Raw genomic sequence first — 16400 nt, forward strand, 5'->3', positions numbered from 1 at the left:
GTGTGGGGTTTTGTGACAAAATCGCCAAAAAACATGCCACACCGACCCCACCCCCCCCCCCCCCCCCCCCCCCTCCCCCCCCCCCCCAAAAACACCCCCCCCCCCCCCCCCCCCCCCCCCCCCCCCCCCCCGGGGCGGCCGTGCCTGCTGCGCGTCGCGCGTCACTCGGCCGGTTCGACTCCTGCGTGCAGGAGGCCGTACGTGATGGCGTCCTCCAGGGCCTGCCAGGAGGCCGCGATCACGTTCGGGGCGACCCCGACGGTCGACCACTCGCGGGTGCCGTCCGTGGTGGAGATCAGGACGCGGGTCGTGGACTCCGTGCCGTGGGTGCCCTCCAGGATGCGGACCTTGTAGTCGGTCAGCTCGAACTTGGCCAGCTGCGGGTAGAAGCGTTCGAGGGCCACCCGAAGGGCCCGGTCCAGTGCGTTGACCGGGCCGTTCCCCTCCGCCGTGGCGACGATCCGCTCGCCCTTGGCCCACAGCTTGACCGTGGCCTCGTTGGCGTGGGTGCCGTCGGGCCGGTCCTCGACGATCGCCCGCCAGGACTCGGTGCGGAAGTACTTGCGGGCGCGGCCCTCGGCCTCGGCGCGCAGCAGCAGCTCGAAGGAGGCGTCCGCGGCCTCGTACGTGTAGCCCGAGAGCTCCCGCTCCTTGACCCGCTCGACGACCCGGGCGATCAGGGCGCGGTCCCCGCCGAGGTCGACGCCGAGCTCCCGGCCCTTGAGCTCGATCGAGGCGCGGCCGGCCATGTCGGAGACCAGCATCCGCATGGTGTTGCCGACGAGTTCGGGGTCGATGTGCTGGTACAGGTCCGGGTCGACCTTGATGGCCGAGGCGTGCAGGCCCGCCTTGTGCGCGAAGGCGGAGACGCCGACGTAGGGCTGGTGGGTGGACGGGGTCAGGTTCACGACCTCGGCGATGGCGTGCGAGATGCGGGTCATCTCGGCGAGCGCCCCCGCGGGCAGCACCCGGCGGCCGTACTTGATCTCCAGCGCGGCGACGACCGGGAAGAGGTTGGCGTTGCCGACGCGCTCGCCGTAGCCGTTCGCGGTGCACTGCACGTGCGTGGCGCCCGCGTCGACGGCGGCGAGGGTGTTGGCCACGGCGCAGCCGGTGTCGTCCTGGGCGTGGATGCCGAGGCGGGCCCCGGTGTCGGCGAGCACGGTGGAGACGGTGGCGCTGATCTGCGCGGGCAGCATGCCGCCGTTGGTGTCGCAGAGGATGACCACGTCGGCGCCGGCCTCGTGCGCGGTGCGGACGACGGACTTGGCGTACTCGGGGTTGGCCCGGTAGCCGTCGAAGAAGTGCTCGCAGTCGACGAAGACCCGCCGCCCTTGGGCGACCAGGTGGGAGACGGTGTCGCGGACCATCTCCAGGTTCTCGTCGAGGGTGGTGCGCAGGGCGAGCTCGACGTGGCGGTCGTGGGACTTGGCGACCAGGGTGATCACCGGGGCGCCGGACTCCAGCAGGGCCCGCACCTGCGGGTCGGCGGCGGCCGAGCCGCCCGCCCGGCGGGTCGCGCCGAAGGCGACGAGCTTGGCGTTCTTGAAGTCGATCTCGGCGCGGGCGCGGGCGAAGAACTCGGTGTCACGGGGGTTGGCGCCCGGCCAGCCGCCCTCGATGAAGCCCACTCCGAACTCGTCCAGGTGCCGGGCGATCGTCAGCTTGTCCGCGACAGTGAGGTTGATGCCCTCACGCTGGGCGCCGTCGCGCAGGGTCGTGTCGAAGACGTGGAAGTCGTCGTCGGGTCCCCGGGCCGCGTCCGGCGCCGTCGCCTCTGTCGTCGTCATGCTGGTCTGACTCCTGTCGGATGAGTGGTTCCGGATGCCCGGGATCCACTGCCCCCATCATCGCGCGCATCGCCGTCCCGGCAGGATGGGCGCCGGTAAACGAAAAGACCCCTCGCGGGTGCGAGAGGTCTGCGCGCGGGTCTGGGGCACGGTGGCCGCCGCCGCGAAGGTTTTCCACGGTTCAGCGGCCACTGCGGACCGGCGCGCTGCTGCCGATAATCACAAGCTGAGCAAGCACGTTCGCAGTGTGTCACACGGCGCCGCCGGACGACGGGGGCGTCTCACGATACGAGAGACTGGTCCAGGAACTCCGAGACGTGGGTCAGGATGTCCTCCCGCCCGATCCCGGGCAGCCCGACGGCGACCTGGATGCTGAAGCCGTCCAGCAGGGCCCGCAGCCGGGCCCCGAAGCGGTCGGGGTCCACCGCCCGGAACTCGCCGCGCGAGATGCCCTCGGCGAGCAGCGCCACCAGGTCGCGGTGCCAGGCGCCCTCGATGGCGGCCTGCCGGTCGCGTTCGCCGGGGCCGGCGTTCTGCGAGCGGTTCCAGACCTCCAGCCAGAGCGTCCAGTGCGGGTCCCGCGCCTCCTTGGGGACGTACAGGTCCACGTACGCGCGCAGGCGCTCGCCCGCCGGTCCGCGGCGGGCGAGCAGGGCCCGCCGCTCGGCGCCGAGCGCGGCCTCGCTCCACTCCAGGGTCTGCAGCAACAGCTCGTCCTTGCTGCCGAAGTAGTAGAGGAGGTGGCCGCTGCTCATGCCGACCTCGCGGCCCAGGCCCGCCATGGTGAGGCCCTCCAGGCCGCGCGCGGCGATGGTGGCCATGGCGGCGGCGAGGACGGCCTCGCGCGGCGGTGCGTTCTTCCGTGCCGCGCGTGCTCCACCCGTCGCCATGGGCTGCTCCTCGTCGTCGTGCCGTCGGTCCGCCTCCGGTCAGACCTTCGGCTGCTGCTGGGTGATGCAGTGGATACCGCTGGAACACTCCCCCGCACCTCTGTGGCCTGCACGGCCTGGCCTCATTGTGCCCTTGATGGGAGGCGAATGGGAGTTAGCGGCTGGCCTTGGCTCGCCGCTCCTCCGTCTTCTCCCAGCGCGCCTGCAGAACCTTGACGATGTGCCGCTCCATCGCCGGCGACACGTCGGCGTACACGCCCCTGACGCCCTGAACGACGTGGCCTAGCCTCTCCTCGATCGCGATGGCGGCCACGCCGTCTTCCTCCAGCATGGGCGAGTGCGCGTGCCGCACAAGATGGATGCGCCTCTCCTTGAAGGACGGCACAGCCGGCAGCTTGGGCCGCTTGTAGCGCCCTGTCCTGGCATTGGCGCCGTCGCGGATGGGCTTCCAGTAGTAGGTGTTGAAGTCTGTGGTGAGCAACGGACCGCCGCTCATCGCGGGAAACAGCCACTCCGAATCATGCGACTCGAGGAGCTGCTGGTGAAGTGCTGCGAGAAAGGGTGGAATCACCACAGTCCTCTCGCTGCCGTACTTCGGGAGCGCCAGAATCGGCACCCCTTCCTCCTCGGGCCGGAGCGGGTCCTTGCGGTACTTGTGCTGCCACTGAACGCGGATCACCGGCATGGGCTTCTTTCCGCAGTACCTGTAGAGGGCCTTCTCTCGGCGCTTGCGGTCCGGGTCACACTCGGGCCAGGCCGGCCCGACGAACTCGCGCCGGAGCCCATACATCTCCCCAAGCCTCATTCCCGTGTAGGCCTTGGTCAGCATGAAGACGTAGCCCGTGAGCCCCCAGACGTGCCGCGCGTTGTCGGCGAGCTGGTGCAGGTCCTCCGTGGGAACTGATTCCTTCTCTTCCCGCACGGGGCGCACGTACCGCCCGCGCCGCTTGTTCGTCTTCGGGATGGGCGACTCGGAGATCAGCGGGGGGCGATGAGCCACGGCATCATCCATGAGCATGCCGAACAGCGTCCTGAGATCGCGCACGTAGTTGGCGGAGAGCTCACGCTCCAGTCGGCGCATCCACTTCTGATACCCGATGGTCGTGATCTTGTTGACGGGCACTTCCCCCCACTCGGGGAGGATCTGCGCGCGAAGCCGCTTCCGGTAGGAGTGCACGGAAGACGGGTCCAGGTCGGCTGACTTGAGCCACTGATCGGACCACTCGCGTAGGAGGATCCGACCGTCGGCACGGGCCACGCTCCGCCCGTTGCGGACGTCTGACTCGCGGTCGAGGCCGTAATTGTAGGCCTCTTCCTCGGTCCACTCGGTGCTCGACTTGTAGTCGTACACCTTGCGACCGGTCTCGGGGTGGATCTTCCCCGTGTCCCACTTCACGCGGAGGCTGTTGCCTCGCCATTCAGTCCACGGCATGAGGATCCCCTAGGAACAGCATTGCGGGTCCCCCGGCTGGTACCCCTACCACCGGGTTTTCCGCACCCTACTGGTCAGGTGCCGTCCTGCCCCAACAGGCAGCCGCGGCATCCCTCGCAGTCTCCTCCGCTGCGCCTCACGGTCTCGCGCATGGACTGCCGGGCTGCGGCGTCCTGCGTGATCTCGGGAGGCGCCACGCAGACCATCTTCCCATTGGCCGATCCGGACCAGCCTGCGAACTGCGGCCCGTGATCCATGAGTAGCAGGTGTCTGCGCACACCGATTCCCCCCTTCCGGGACTGGGAATCCCCCAAGGTGATGCCTTGACTGTGCCACGCGTGGGGCCGGTTCGAACCTCTGTGGACCAGATTGACTGTCACATTTTCAACGTCCCAGAAGGTTGTACGCCGAAGGGATGAGTTTTAAAGAACCCCGCGCTCGCGGAGCTCCTCCATGACGCGTCGGTTCAGCTCAAGGATCTCCGCCCCAGTCAGGTCCCCCTTGGTGGCGAGAGCCGCGCTCTGCACGGCGTCCCCCACGACCCGCTCAAGCTCGCGCTTCGGGATCTGGGACACCTTGGCACCCCCTCCTACGTCGAGGGGCTCCGTGGGGATTGCGTCACCACCGGCGAGCACAGCCTCGCAACCGCCTGGCGCCCACCGGAGGGCGCGGTCCATCGCGCCGTAGGTGGTGTCGCGGACCTTCTGGGCGGGTGTCCCGTCTCGTGGCTCGACCCGCTTCCAGGTGTCCTTGCTGATGCCTGCAAGCTTCGCGGCCGGCTCGATGCCGAGCCGGAGCTCTGTTCGGCGCTTGCGAACGGCCGTCGCGAGGCGCTCAAGGTCGCGGTCCATAGGCACATAGTGGCAGGACCCGCTAGGACCAGCCAGGACCGGGGGGTAAAGCGGCTAGAACGCGCCGGTCCCCTGCCCCAACGCTCCGCTCGTGCGCCCACACGTCCGGTTACCAACCGGTACCAAGTTCCGCGACATTCCGCTAACTTCCGCTAGACAGATGCCGCTAGATCCCGCTAGTTTTGAGGCATGGAAAGACCCCCCACCTACCAGGTGAACGGGGCAGTAATCCGCACGGTCCGCATGCAAGCGGGGCGCGGCACGAGCGAAGTGGCACAGGCGGCCGGCATAAGCCAGCGCTACCTGAACCACCTCGAAAACGGCTACCGCAAACACATGCGACCGGCGCCTTACGTCCGGCTCCGCACGGCCCTCGGCCTTACGCCAGACGACACGAGCCTCCTCGACGAGGCCCCCGACCAAAGAAGGTGACATGACCACCCGCAGGATCGACACGCAGAAGTTCCAGCAGCTCTACACCGTGGAAGAGGCCGCCAACCTCCTGCTGCACCTCAAGGGCGAAGAGCGCAAGGAACAGAGCATGGCCGGCCAGCGCTGGCTTCGCGACGGCGTGAACCACAAGGGCTTCCCCCACTACCGCGTGGGTCGGCGTCTGATGTTCACCGAGGCGGACCTGGTCGCCATCCTCGAGGACTTCTGCCGCGTCCCCGGCACCTACCGCCGACCGCGCCGCAAGCCGGCAACCTCTGCTGCTTAGCCGGCTCTACGGCCGCGCCGCCGGGCTCTGACCTCCGGCGACGGGCCTACCGCAATCCCATCCCTCACCCGCACCTACATGCGGAGAGAGCGAGATCCCGATGTCCCACATCATCGCACCCAACCCGCCGGACGCCGACTTGCTGTTCGCGGCTCTGCTGGTGGCTCTGAAGCCGCAGCCCGCCCCGGACGTCCCGATCGCCTACGCGGTCCGCACGCCCTTCACCGACTGGGACGGCCCGTCGTGGCTGGACGTGGCCGACAGCGTCTCGGAGTCCCGCGAGCAGGCCGAGCAGTGGCTCCTGGACGGTGACGTCCTCGTGTCCGGCCCGGCCGGCACGGACCTGCACACCTGGACGGAGGTGGCCCGATGAGCGCCACCCCCTCCTCCGAGCTGCTGGTTGCTCTGGAAGACCACGCCCTGTGGGTGATCCTGCACCACGACGAGTGCGAGGCCGACGCGTGCACCGGCTGCATCGACGGGCCGGCGCCCACGGCGGGTGAGTCCCGTGGCTGACACCCTCCCGATCGACACCGGTTCCCCGGCCGTGGCCGCCCTGCCTCCGGTCTCGCAGCTGGACAACTGGAACCTGACCAACCCTGTCGGCTCGTGGGTCGTCGCCTACCCGGGGGCTCGCGGCCACCGGTCGCTGATCACCCAGACCCGTGGCGCGGCGTTCCTCTCCAGCAGCGGAAAGGCCGTCGTCTTCCTCAGGGGCTACGGCAGCTACATCGCTCTCAGCCACGTCGATGTGGTCTCCGCCGAAACGGCTGGCCAGCTCCTGGAGCAGCGGCACCAGTTCCTGGACCTGGACGCCGACAGCAGCTGCCTGATCGGCGGCACCCCGTACCCGTACCTGCCCGCTGGAGGCGCGTCGTGAGCACGACGGTCGGCACGCTGAGCGTGCACCTCACCGACACCCCGGCCGAGATCAAGTCCGAGGAGTTCGGCGTCCACTCGTGGATCCGGCTCGGCCCGGTGACCCTCCACACGGACAGCTCGTCCCCGGAAGCTCTGCGGGCGATGGCGGCGATCCTGCTGGCGCACGCCGACCGGCGGGAGTCCGCGGATCTGGAGCGTGCGGCGTGAACACGATCTGGGATTCGGCTTGGGCCACGACTGCGGGCCTGTCGCCGGCGGAGGAGTCGGACCTGATCTGGGCGCTGGCCGGCATGCGGTCGGCGGCGGCTCGGAAGCACCGCGGGGGCTGCCCGTGTGTGGCGTGCCAGGTACGGCGTACCGAGGTGAGCCTGCGGGCCGTCCGGCGGCTGGCCGGGAAGCAGGTGGCCGCATGACCCTCCGCCGTGCCGCCGTCCTGGATGCCCTCGCGGGCGCCGCATTCACCGGCCTCCTGCTGTGGGGGCGACGCACCTGGAGGACCACGTGACCACGGAGCTGGACCGCTTCAGGCGGACCCTTGAGGACGAGGTCGAGGCCGAGCTCAGTGTCGTCGCCGACCGCGTGGCTGACGGCATCGTCTCCCGCCTCTGGAACGCCTGCGACGACGAGCGGGGACGGCTGCTGGAGGAGAACCGCAGGCTGACCGAGATGCTCGCCAAGCGGGACGAGCAGATCGCCTACCTGATCGCCGCCGAGCCGACCCTGGACGACGACCAGCCGGGGGTACCGCAGTGAGCGACATCCCCGCCATCTACCTCGGCATAGACGTGCCGCCCGAGATCCACGCGGCCTGGCACCGGTGGGAGGGAGCCACCTGGCGCACCTTCCGCCACCTGGCCCAGAACCGGCCGTTCCCGCCGGACATGCGGTTCAGCGTTCGACCGCCTGCCGGTATCTGCCCCACCCACCGGCAGCACTGGATGGACTACCGGAACATGCTCTTCGACTACGAGACAGGGAACCGGTGGCCCGGCTACCACGGCTCCCCGTTCGAGTACGTCGGCACCGACATGGACCGGCTCCGCGAGGAGCGTCGGGTCCAGTGGGACCGGAAGGCGTCGGAGCAGATGCAGCTCATCGAGCGGATCTGCCTCAGCGGGAAGTCACCGCAGTGCACGCCGGCCGTGGAGCTTCCGGCGCCGCGACGGGTCGTGGATGTGCAACTGCCGGAGGTGGCCGCGTGAGCCTCCCCGGCATACCCCGCGGGGAAGGCAGCCGGCAGGCCACCGCCACCCCGCCCGCCCGACCGATCCGCGTCTGGCCGCTCTGGCTGGCGCCGCTCCCCGGCCGTCAGGCCGCCTGATACCCGCCGGGCCGGCGCATCCCACGGACCGCCTGCCCGGCGCCCAAACCACCCGACCGGCCGTCGAGCACCCGCTCCGGCCACGGCCCAGCCCCCACCTCCCCCCGCCAGGGGCTGGGCCGACCCATCCCTGAAACAGGAGACGACATGGCCATCCACATCGGACGACTGAGGGTCGAGGTGTACCAGAACGCCCTCTACCTCCAGCGCGAGCCCAAGCCCAACTGCAAGGACTGCCACGGCGTCGGTCGTACCGACCCCGAGAGCCAGGGCGTCGAAACCGCTGTGGTCCCCAGCATCGAGATCTGCGACTGCTGGAACCCGTGGGGCGGCATCCGCATCCCGCTGATCCGCCGGGCGCCGATCACCGAGAGGTGCCCGTTCTGATGGCCGTCACGACCGAGGCGCGCGTCGTCACGGAGCCGGGCGTCTACCGGATGACCGCCGAGGAGTACCACGCCGACCCGGTCCCCGGCGGGAGCCTCTCCTCCTCCGGCGCCCGCAAGCTCCTCGACCGCAGCCCCGCCGTCTACCGGTACGAGCGCGACCACGGCCAGCCCCCGAAGCGAGTCTTCGACCTCGGCCATGCCGCCCACCGCCTCGTCCTCGGTGAAGGCGCCGACATCCGCGAGATCAAGCACCTCGACTACAAGACCAAGGCCGCCCAGGCCGAGCGTGACGCCGCCCGCTTCGACGGCGAGACTCCGCTCCTCACCAAGGAGTTCGAGCAGGTCAAGGCGATGGCCGCAGCCATCCGCCAGCACCCCATCGCCGGACCGCTCTTCGCCCCCGGCGAGGGCGTCGCCGAGCAGGCCCTGTTCTGGACCGACGGCCCGTCCGGCATCACCCGCCGCGCCCTCCTCGACTGGACCAAGCACCGCCGCGAGGGCAGCCGGCTCATCCTCACCGACTACAAGACCACCACCGACGCCAGCCTCGGCGCGATAGCCCGCACGGTCGCCGCCTACGGCTACCACCAACAAGCCGCCTGGTACATCGACGGCGCCATCGCCCTCGACCTCGGCGACGAGGACACCGAGATGGTCTTCGTCTTCCAGGAGAAGACCCCTCCGTACCTGGTCACCGTCCTGCAGTTGCCCCGCGATGACGTCCGCCGCGGCCGGCAGAAGAACCGCCGGGCCATCGAACGGTACGCCGAGTGCACCGAGTCGGGCGTCTGGCCCGGCCACCACGACGGCGTCGCCATCGTCTCCCTCCCGCCCTGGGAGCAGATCCGCCACGACGAGGAGTACTCGTGAACTACCCCGCCAACCTGCAGTCAGCCCCCATGCCGGAGCGCGTGGGCCAGGGCACTGCGGTCGAGCAGTCCCGGGCCGTCGCCGAGGTCCAGGCCGCTGTCCTCGTGGCCCGCCAGTTCCCCCGCAACGAGGCCCAGGCCATCGCCAAGATGCGCACCGCCTGCTCGCAGAAGGAGCTCGCACAGCGGGCGTTCTACCGGTTCCCCCGCGGCAGCTCGACCGTGTCCGGGGAGACCATCCAGCTCGCCAAGGAACTCGCCCGCTGCTGGGGCAACATCCAGTTCGGTGTCGCCGAGCTCCGTCGCGACGACGAGTACCGGCAGTCGGAGATGCAGGCATGGGCGTGGGACATGGAGTCCAACGAACGCGCATCGACGACGTTCATCGTCCCTCACGCCCGCTGGGCCAACAACCAGGCCCAAAACCTGGCGGACTTCAGGGACGTGTACGAAAACAACGCCAACAACGGTGCCCGCCGACTCCGCGAGATGATTTTCACGGTGCTGCCCGTCTGGTTCATCGAGCAGGCCAAGACGATCTGCAACAGCACGATCAGCGGCGCCGGCGGTGACAAACCCCGCGCTCAACGAGCAGCCGAAGCGATCACCGCGTTCGAAGGCATCGGCATCACAGCCGAACAGATCGAGGCCAAGCTCGGCCGTGTCACGGCCAAGTGGACCGACCACGACCTCGGCCAGCTGCAGGTCATCTTCCAGTCCATTCAGCGCGGCGAGATCACCCGCGACGAGGAGTTCCCGCCGAAGCCGGTCACGCCCGACGAGCTCACTGGGGGCGCATCATGACCGCCCATCGGCCGGCTGACTGGACTGGCCCCTGGGGGCCCGGCGTCACCGCCTACGAGGCAACTACCAGCGTCGTGGCCCTCCACATCGCGCACGCCCTGGTGAACAGCCCGTCCACCGAAGTCCGCACCTGGGCCCGGGAGCTGGCTGCCGAGCTAAAGCGCGAAGGAATCGACCTCCGCGCCGAGATCGGCCACAACCTGCTCCGGATTGCTCTCGACACGCCGAGCGACGAGCCGCCGTTTTAGCCCCGCATCTGGGGGTCGGCCGCGGGCCATGCGGCCGACCCCACCCCAGCAGTACAGCACGCGAGAGGACACCGCCATGGACCAGCCGCTCGAATCCCGCTGCGACCACTGCAAGCAGCAGCGGCCCCTCTTCCTCTACGAACCCGACCACAACTGCCACCTCCTCCCCGTCGCCTGCCGCTGGTGCGACCGCGACAAGCAGCCCCTCCTCTGTACCCGCTGCTGGGACACGGAGAAGCGGCTCGAGGACCGTACCCCGGCCACGCCGGAGGAGCAGTCCATCGGCAGCTTCCTGAACGCGGTCGCCGCCCGCAGCAGGGACCACGACACCCAGGTTGCCGCCGACCGCGCCATCTGCGAGGGCATCGCCGCCGTCAGTGAGGAGTCCGCGTCATGACCTCCATCCAGCCCCACCTCGACGGAACCATCCCCACCCCCACCGTCCCCGCCGCCCGCCGCCGGGCCGAGGACTACGAGACCTGGGTCGAGGAAGTCCGACCCGCCTTCATAGCCGTCGCCGCCACCGGGCGGACCTTCACCACCTACGAGGTCGTCCAGGAACGCAACCTCCCCGACCCGCCGGACCCCGCCCACCACTGGGGCCGGTTCATGACCCTCCTCAAGGACGACGGCTACATCCGCACCGCCGGCTGGGCCTGCTCCCCGCGGCCCACCGCCCACCACTCCGGGGTTCGCACCTGGAAGGGCACCGCGGCCGCACGACGGGAGCAGGCGGCATGAACGCCTCCGAGACCGTCTGGGCGTGCATCGCCGTCGCGGTCGGCGTCCTCGTGATCGCCACCCACGGCTGGGACCGATGGCACAAGCCCCGTACCGACCGCCGCTTCCAGCGCACCGCCCAGGAGGCCGCCCGCACCAGGGCCGACGTCCTCCGCGACATCGCCGCCGCCAAGACCGCCCGTGACCGACTCCAGGCAGCAGCCGACCTCGAGACCTGCCTCGGCATCTGGCACGCCACCCCGCACGACATCCCCCACCCGCGCAGCAAGGAGGACCCGCAGTGAACAGCAACCCCGCCAAGGGACCCATGGTGCCCTCCGAGCCCGTAGGCCAGCACATTCGCACCCTCATGGCAGCCGGGATCTCCATCGACCGAATCGCCCGCCACAGCGGGATCTCCAGCGCAACCATCAGCAGGACGATCTACCGCCAGAACAAGAAGCGCCGAGGCGCCATCCGACAGGCCAACGCGGAAGCGCTGCTCGCAGTCAACGCCGAGGACGTCGTACCCGGCCGCGTCGACTCCACCGGAACGCGGCGCCGAATCCAGGCCCTGTGCTCCAACGGATGGCCCCTGCTGACCATCGGACGCCAGGCCGGCATGCACCCGCAGTACATGCACTTCCTGCTCCACCGCGACGGCGTCTACGGGGCAACCGCCCAGCGCATCGCACAGACCTACAACAGGCTGTGGAACGTCCGCCCCGAAGCCGCCGGCGTCACCCCCCTCGCCGCTGCCCAGACCAGGGCCTGGGCCGCCCGCCACGGTTGGGCGCCCCCGGCCGCCTGGGACGACGACACGATCGACGACCCGTCGGCCAGCGCGGAGCAGCCGGCCGAAATGGACCGACGCGAGCTGGCTGCCTACCGGCGGCAGGAGATCGCGCACCTCGCGTCCTTCGGCATCCCCGAGCACGAGATCGCCGCCCGCCTCGGCATGAGCCCCGACTACGTGACGACGAAGCTCCGCGAACTCCGCACCGCCGCCTAGCCACCCGCACCAGCCAGCCAGAGAGAAGACGTCGGATGACCGAGAAGGACAAGCGCACCTACGTCAGGGTGCACGACGGTCTGCCGGACCACCCGAAGATCATCGAAGCCGGTGGAGAGGCAGCCTGGCTCTACATCTGCGGGCTGGCCTACTCCTCCCGTCAGCTGACCGACGGCGTGATTCCGAAGCGCCTCATCGGCCGCCTCACGGACTCAAGCAAACCCGAAGCACTTGCTTCGGCACTGCTACGCGTTGGCTTGTGGCACGAAGGTGAACACGACTGCCCGAAGTGCCCGCCGGCGGCCGCCGACACCTACGTCGTACACGACTACACATGGCACCAGCGTTCCGCTTCCGAGGTGGCCGAGCTCAGCGCCAAGCGAGCAGCCGCAGGTCGGCGGGGCGGAAGGCGGTCCGGAGAGTCCCGCCGAGCCGCCTCCGCCGCCGAAGCAAACCGCGAAGCAAGTGCTTCAGCAAAACCGAAGCAACCGCGAAGCAAAACCGAAGCAGAGACAGAGACAGAGACAGAAGTAAAAGAAAAGACTTCTCGAACTCCTTCGGAGTCCGCGGAAGCTCCCCCTCGCCACGACGTCGAGCGCGTCTGCAAGCACCTCGCCACCGTGATCGAGAAGGGCGGCGACAAGCGCCCCCGCATCACCGACAAGTGGCGAACCGACATGCGCCGCCTGATCGACCTCGACGAGGTCTCGCCGGACCAGGCCATCGCGGCCATCGACTGGGCCCACGCCAACAGCTTCTGGCAAGCGCACATCCTCAGCCCGGCCAAGCTCCGCGAGAAGTACCCCACCCTCCGCCGGCAGGCCACCGCCGAGCAGCGCGCCGGCGCGCCGACTGGCCCCACCACCGCACCCCGACACATGACCGACGAGGAGATCGAAGATGGTTCACAGTTCGGATAACGACCCCATGGCCTCCTGGAGGAACGAGCGACGCGACAACGCCGTCGCCGCCTTCGCCGCCCGCATTCCGGCCCTGTACCGCGACGAAATCGACCTGGCCCCCCGCATCACCGACTGGGCGGCGTGCGGGTCCGACGCACCCGTCAGCCTCTTCCTGTGGGGCGCCCTCGGAGTCGGCAAGACCCATTCCGCCTGGCAGGCCATCCGCCTCTGGGTAGGCGCCCAGTTCGACGGAACCTACCGCGGCACCCCTGTCGTCCAGACCTGGCGTTCCACCAGCCTGTTCGATGCGCTTCGACCTGACAGCGAGGGCGGAACCCCGAAGCGGCTCATGAAGGAGCTGCAGACCGCAAGCCTGCTCTACATCGACGACCTCGCCGCCGCCCGCGTCTCCCCCAACGGCTGGACCCAGGAGCGCCTCTACGAGATCTTCGACGAGCGGTACATCAACCGGCTTCCCGTAGTGATCACGAGCGACGTCAAGCCCGACCAGATCAGCCACATCGTCGGCGAGCGCGTCACCTCCCGCAGCGCCGAGATCTTCCGCGGCGGAGTCGTCCGTCTGGGCGGCGCCGACCGCCGCAAGGGCGGTGGCCAGTGAGCGCCGATCTGTGGGAGGCCCCCCTCGACGACAGCGCCCCCGTCCTGCCTAATCGCCCCGCCGACCCGGACGCCGAGCGGATCCTCGCCGCCGCCGCCATGGTCCAGACGGACCTCGTCGACGACCTGCCCGCCCAGGGCTTCGACCCCGCCGACTTCACCATCGACCGCTACCGGTGGATCTGGTACGCCGTAGAAGAGATCCGCACCAACCTGGCGCCCGGCAGCATCCGCTGGGAGGCCATCGACCGGCAGCTCAAAGCCTGGCGCGCCGACGGCCGCATGCCCACCGTGCCCGCCACCATCGACGAGCTTGCCCAGCTGTACACCGAGGCCTCGCCCGGCTCTGCCTCCTGGGCCGCTCAGCGCATCACCCGAAAGGCCGTCGCCGCCCGGCTCGTCGCCCACGGGCACGCAGCCGTCGCCCGCGGCAACTCCGAAGCCTTCGACCCCGACGACGACGTGGCCGCAGCCCAGCTCGAACTCGACGGCGTAGTCCGCGTCAGCACCGACAGCGACACCGTCATGGTCGGCAGCCTCATGGCCGGCGTCCTCGAACGCGGCGTCACGCCCCCGACGAACGAGAACCGAATCCCGACCGGCTTCACCGACCTCGACAGCTTGCTCTGCGGCGGCTGGGCACCCGGCCAGCTCGTCGTCATCGGCGCCCGGCCCGCCATGGGCAAGACCACCTGCGCCCTCGGCTTCGCCCGCGCCGCAGCCGTCCGCCACAGCATCCCAACCCTCGTCGAGTCGCTCGAGATGGACCGCGACGACCTCGCCAACGCCATCGGCTGCGCCGAAGCCCGCGTCGCTCTGCACCACGTGAAGCTGGGCATCGTCGACGACGCCGGCGCGGTCCGCATGGCCCAGGCCGCCCAAGCGATCATCCCGGCGCCGCTGCACATCAGCGACGCGCCCAACCTGTCGATGCCCGCCCTCCGCGCCAAGGTCCGGCACCTCGTCCGCACCGCCGGCCTGCGCTTGGTGATCGTCGACTACCTGCAACTGATGCAGGCACCCAAGGCCGAGTCGCGGCAGGTGGCCGTATCCGAGCTGTCCCGCCAGATGAAGCTGCTGGCCAAGGAGTTCGGCATCACCGTGATCATCCTGGCCCAGCTCAACCGCGGACCGGAGCAGCGGCAGGAGAAGAAGCCCATGGTCTCCGACCTGCGTGAGTCCGGCTCGATCGAGCAGGACGCCGACATCGTGATCCTCCTGCACCGCGAAGACGCCTACGAGAAGGAATCCCCCCGGGCCGGTGAGGCCGACTTCATCGTCGGCAAGCACCGCGGCGGCCCCACCGCCACGATCACCACCGCCTTCCAGGGCCACTATGCACGGTTTGTCGACATGGCCCAGACGTGACCGATTTGACCGCCGAAGACATCGCCGCCGCTCGCGCCGAGGGCGACCTGGTCGCCGTGCTCCTCATGGCCGCCGGTATCGCTCCCAAGGCGCCCAAGCAGCGGACTGCCGAGCCGGAGCTCGAGCAGGGCCCCGTGCACATCGCCCGCCCGGGCGCCTGGCCCTGCGGCACCGCGCCGACCGGCCCTAGCCCCGGACCCCGCTGCCCTCAGTGCCAAGGAGGTCACGCATGAACGACTCATGCCCCCACTGCCTCGAGCGCGACGTGCCGCCCGTCAAGGAACGGCGGCACGGCCAGCGAACCCGCTGCGGCTACCAGTGCCCCCGCTGCCACCAGCAGTGGATCACGGAGCGGCTCGACACCGCCTACCCCGCCGACGAGGACGCGGCGTGACCCGCCGTCCACGACGCCCGCTACACCAGCCCATCCCACGACGACCCCGAAAGGCCACCCGATGACCACCAAGCTGATCCGCGACCGGATCCCCGAGATCGCCGCCGCCCGAGGCGAGCAGCTTGCCGTGCATGTCGCCGGCCGGGCCGAGATGGCCGAGCTCCTCGTCGAAAAGCTCGGGGAGGAAGCTGCCGAAGCCGTCGCGGCTGAAAGCCCGGACGAGCTGCTCGCCGAACTCGCCGACATCCTCGAGGTGGTGCGCGCCCTCGCCGCCGTGTGCGGCTGGACCCCCGACGACCTCGAGGCGGCCCGTATCCGCAAGCACGCCGAGCGCGGCGGATTCGATCGGCGACTCGTGCTCACACTGCCCGCCGTCTGACAGCAGTGCACCCCCGCCCAGGCAGCGGGCGGGGGTACCCGACCCACCCTCTCACGAACGGAGTCCGCCGTGGTCCACCTCCCGCCCCGCGAGGCCGCGGTCCTCGAACGCTCAAGCGCCGGCCGCACCTACGCCGACATCGCCCGCGAGTTGGGCATCGCCGAGACCACCGTGCGGGGCGCCGCCCACCGACTGTTCCTGCGGCTCGGCGCCCGCACGATGGCGCAAGCCGTCATCCTCGCCTGCCAAGCCGGCCTCCTCGACGGCCGTCCCCGACGCCACGGTGACCATCCCGGCTACGTGGCGCACGTCCGCCGCGGCGAGAAGCCGCAGGAGTGCCGGCTCGGGTGCCCGGAGGCCGAGAAGGCGTACCGGGAGAAGCTCAAGGCCCGGAAGCTACTCGCCAGTTAAGTCCCTGGCGGGTTCGACCCCCCACCTACGTGGTTGGCGCCAACCCGCCCCCCAAAGCCCGCCAGATCCCGCACCACACAGCGAATCGAGGCAGAAGTGACCCACCCCGAAGGACCCCGCCCCGCCAACGCCATCCCGTGCTCCTGCGGAGCCTGGTGGACCGGACTCACCCGCGCCCACTGCGCCGCCCCCAACTGCCACCGCACTTTCAGCACCGACAACGCCGCCGACCGCCACCGCCAAGGCCGCCTCGGTATAGACCGCCGCTGCGTCGACCCCGCCACCGTCGGCCTCGTCGCCGTCGAGAAGCCCTACGGCGTGCTGTGGCAGAACCCCGCCCCCGAAGCCGGCAGCCACGCCGCCTGGATCACCACCCGCAGCCAGCCCGACACGGCCTGACCG

Annotated in this window: 29 protein-coding genes; 25 read left to right on the plus strand and 4 right to left on the minus strand. The window is 70.0% G+C overall.

Going from position 1 to position 16400, the window contains the following annotated elements; all coding sequences use genetic code 11:
• Positions 1 to 161 precede the first annotated feature (161 nt).
• The 4 genes from cimA to ACZ4VL_RS23580 form a co-directional block, all read right to left on the minus strand.
• On the minus strand, positions 162 to 1790 hold the full coding sequence (gene cimA / locus ACZ4VL_RS23565) for a citramalate synthase (RefSeq protein WP_468203228.1): 1629 nt from the start codon (positions 1788 to 1790) through the stop codon (positions 162 to 164).
• A gap of 281 nt (positions 1791 to 2071) precedes the next feature.
• Positions 2072 to 2680, minus strand: a complete 609-nt coding sequence (locus tag ACZ4VL_RS23570) for a TetR/AcrR family transcriptional regulator (RefSeq protein ID WP_468203231.1) — start codon at positions 2678 to 2680, stop codon at positions 2072 to 2074.
• Positions 2681 to 2834: 154 nt separating this feature from the next.
• Positions 2835 to 4076: a tyrosine-type recombinase/integrase gene (locus ACZ4VL_RS23575; protein ID WP_468203234.1), complete on the minus strand. Its 1242-nt coding sequence runs from the start codon at positions 4074 to 4076 to the stop codon at positions 2835 to 2837.
• A 458-nt stretch (positions 4077 to 4534) separates the two neighbouring features.
• The gene (locus ACZ4VL_RS23580) at positions 4535 to 4963 is read right to left on the minus strand and encodes a helix-turn-helix domain-containing protein (RefSeq protein WP_468203236.1); all 429 of its coding nucleotides are present in this window, start codon (positions 4961 to 4963) and stop codon (positions 4535 to 4537) included.
• A gap of 189 nt (positions 4964 to 5152) precedes the next feature.
• On the opposite strand from ACZ4VL_RS23580, the gene ACZ4VL_RS23585 reads away from it, so the two are divergent.
• The 25 genes from ACZ4VL_RS23585 to ACZ4VL_RS23705 all read left to right on the plus strand — a co-directional run bounded on the left by ACZ4VL_RS23585 (position 5153) and on the right by ACZ4VL_RS23705 (position 16397).
• Positions 5153 to 5395 carry a helix-turn-helix domain-containing protein gene (locus tag ACZ4VL_RS23585; RefSeq protein ID WP_468203239.1) on the plus strand — a complete coding sequence of 81 codons (243 nt, stop codon included), beginning with the start codon at positions 5153 to 5155 and terminating at the stop codon, positions 5393 to 5395.
• 1 nt (position 5396) lies between these two features.
• Entirely contained in the window at positions 5397 to 5681 is a 285-nt protein-coding gene (locus tag ACZ4VL_RS23590) for a hypothetical protein (protein WP_468203242.1), read from the plus strand.
• Between the two features lie 100 nt (positions 5682 to 5781).
• The gene (locus tag ACZ4VL_RS23595) at positions 5782 to 6054 is read left to right on the plus strand and encodes a hypothetical protein (RefSeq protein ID WP_468203245.1); all 273 of its coding nucleotides are present in this window, start codon (positions 5782 to 5784) and stop codon (positions 6052 to 6054) included.
• A complete protein-coding gene (locus tag ACZ4VL_RS23600) occupies positions 6051 to 6197 on the plus strand; it encodes a hypothetical protein (RefSeq protein WP_468203247.1) in 147 nt (48 codons plus the stop codon). Before ACZ4VL_RS23595 ends, ACZ4VL_RS23600 begins: the two co-directional genes overlap by 4 nt.
• Positions 6190 to 6561: a hypothetical protein gene (locus ACZ4VL_RS23605; protein WP_468203250.1), complete on the plus strand. Its 372-nt coding sequence runs from the start codon at positions 6190 to 6192 to the stop codon at positions 6559 to 6561. The genes ACZ4VL_RS23600 and ACZ4VL_RS23605 overlap by 8 nt, the downstream gene beginning before the upstream one ends.
• A complete protein-coding gene (locus ACZ4VL_RS23610; protein ID WP_468203252.1) occupies positions 6558 to 6770 on the plus strand; it encodes a hypothetical protein in 213 nt (70 codons plus the stop codon). The genes ACZ4VL_RS23605 and ACZ4VL_RS23610 overlap by 4 nt, the downstream gene beginning before the upstream one ends.
• 294 nt (positions 6771 to 7064) lie before the next feature.
• A complete protein-coding gene (locus tag ACZ4VL_RS23615) occupies positions 7065 to 7316 on the plus strand; it encodes a hypothetical protein (protein WP_468203255.1) in 252 nt (83 codons plus the stop codon).
• Complete coding sequence (locus ACZ4VL_RS23620) at positions 7313 to 7765, plus strand: hypothetical protein (RefSeq protein WP_468203258.1); 453 nt, start codon at positions 7313 to 7315, stop codon at positions 7763 to 7765. Before ACZ4VL_RS23615 ends, ACZ4VL_RS23620 begins: the two co-directional genes overlap by 4 nt.
• Positions 7762 to 7884 carry a hypothetical protein gene (locus ACZ4VL_RS23625; protein ID WP_468203262.1) on the plus strand — a complete coding sequence of 41 codons (123 nt, stop codon included), beginning with the start codon at positions 7762 to 7764 and terminating at the stop codon, positions 7882 to 7884. The genes ACZ4VL_RS23620 and ACZ4VL_RS23625 overlap by 4 nt, the downstream gene beginning before the upstream one ends.
• Before the next feature lie 147 nt (positions 7885 to 8031).
• The gene (locus ACZ4VL_RS23630) at positions 8032 to 8271 is read left to right on the plus strand and encodes a hypothetical protein (RefSeq protein WP_468203264.1); all 240 of its coding nucleotides are present in this window, start codon (positions 8032 to 8034) and stop codon (positions 8269 to 8271) included.
• Positions 8271 to 9143, plus strand: coding sequence for a PD-(D/E)XK nuclease-like domain-containing protein (locus tag ACZ4VL_RS23635; RefSeq protein ID WP_468203267.1), 873 nt, complete (start codon positions 8271 to 8273; stop codon positions 9141 to 9143). Before ACZ4VL_RS23630 ends, ACZ4VL_RS23635 begins: the two co-directional genes overlap by 1 nt.
• Complete coding sequence (locus tag ACZ4VL_RS23640; RefSeq protein WP_468203270.1) at positions 9140 to 9946, plus strand: hypothetical protein; 807 nt, start codon at positions 9140 to 9142, stop codon at positions 9944 to 9946. The genes ACZ4VL_RS23635 and ACZ4VL_RS23640 overlap by 4 nt, the downstream gene beginning before the upstream one ends.
• Positions 9943 to 10194 (plus strand): hypothetical protein, encoded by a 252-nt coding sequence (locus ACZ4VL_RS23645; protein WP_468203274.1) that lies wholly within the window; start codon positions 9943 to 9945, stop codon positions 10192 to 10194. Before ACZ4VL_RS23640 ends, ACZ4VL_RS23645 begins: the two co-directional genes overlap by 4 nt.
• Before the next feature lie 76 nt (positions 10195 to 10270).
• Positions 10271 to 10591 (plus strand): hypothetical protein, encoded by a 321-nt coding sequence (locus tag ACZ4VL_RS23650; protein ID WP_468203277.1) that lies wholly within the window; start codon positions 10271 to 10273, stop codon positions 10589 to 10591.
• Positions 10588 to 10935: a hypothetical protein gene (locus ACZ4VL_RS23655; protein ID WP_468203280.1), complete on the plus strand. Its 348-nt coding sequence runs from the start codon at positions 10588 to 10590 to the stop codon at positions 10933 to 10935. The genes ACZ4VL_RS23650 and ACZ4VL_RS23655 overlap by 4 nt, the downstream gene beginning before the upstream one ends.
• A complete protein-coding gene (locus tag ACZ4VL_RS23660; RefSeq protein WP_468203283.1) occupies positions 10932 to 11219 on the plus strand; it encodes a hypothetical protein in 288 nt (95 codons plus the stop codon). Before ACZ4VL_RS23655 ends, ACZ4VL_RS23660 begins: the two co-directional genes overlap by 4 nt.
• Positions 11216 to 11926: a helix-turn-helix domain-containing protein gene (locus ACZ4VL_RS23665; protein WP_468203287.1), complete on the plus strand. Its 711-nt coding sequence runs from the start codon at positions 11216 to 11218 to the stop codon at positions 11924 to 11926. The genes ACZ4VL_RS23660 and ACZ4VL_RS23665 overlap by 4 nt, the downstream gene beginning before the upstream one ends.
• A gap of 35 nt (positions 11927 to 11961) precedes the next feature.
• Entirely contained in the window at positions 11962 to 12846 is an 885-nt protein-coding gene (locus ACZ4VL_RS23670) for a hypothetical protein (protein WP_468203290.1), read from the plus strand.
• Positions 12847 to 12853: 7 nt separating this feature from the next.
• Complete coding sequence (locus tag ACZ4VL_RS23675; RefSeq protein WP_468203294.1) at positions 12854 to 13447, plus strand: DnaA ATPase domain-containing protein; 594 nt, start codon at positions 12854 to 12856, stop codon at positions 13445 to 13447.
• A complete protein-coding gene (locus ACZ4VL_RS23680) occupies positions 13444 to 14814 on the plus strand; it encodes a replicative DNA helicase (RefSeq protein ID WP_468203298.1) in 1371 nt (456 codons plus the stop codon). Before ACZ4VL_RS23675 ends, ACZ4VL_RS23680 begins: the two co-directional genes overlap by 4 nt.
• Complete coding sequence (locus ACZ4VL_RS23685; RefSeq protein WP_468203302.1) at positions 14811 to 15047, plus strand: hypothetical protein; 237 nt, start codon at positions 14811 to 14813, stop codon at positions 15045 to 15047. The genes ACZ4VL_RS23680 and ACZ4VL_RS23685 overlap by 4 nt, the downstream gene beginning before the upstream one ends.
• Complete coding sequence (locus ACZ4VL_RS23690; RefSeq protein WP_468203306.1) at positions 15044 to 15208, plus strand: hypothetical protein; 165 nt, start codon at positions 15044 to 15046, stop codon at positions 15206 to 15208. The genes ACZ4VL_RS23685 and ACZ4VL_RS23690 overlap by 4 nt, the downstream gene beginning before the upstream one ends.
• A gap of 61 nt (positions 15209 to 15269) precedes the next feature.
• Positions 15270 to 15587 carry a pyrophosphohydrolase domain-containing protein gene (locus tag ACZ4VL_RS23695; protein WP_468203311.1) on the plus strand — a complete coding sequence of 106 codons (318 nt, stop codon included), beginning with the start codon at positions 15270 to 15272 and terminating at the stop codon, positions 15585 to 15587.
• Positions 15588 to 15656: 69 nt separating this feature from the next.
• A complete protein-coding gene (locus tag ACZ4VL_RS23700) occupies positions 15657 to 15998 on the plus strand; it encodes a response regulator transcription factor (RefSeq protein ID WP_468203314.1) in 342 nt (113 codons plus the stop codon).
• 96 nt (positions 15999 to 16094) lie between these two features.
• Positions 16095 to 16397, plus strand: a complete 303-nt coding sequence (locus tag ACZ4VL_RS23705; protein WP_468203317.1) for an FDXHR family putative zinc-binding protein — start codon at positions 16095 to 16097, stop codon at positions 16395 to 16397.
• Positions 16398 to 16400 lie beyond the last annotated feature (3 nt).

Source organism: Streptomyces sp. NPDC029014, from assembly GCF_055564695.1.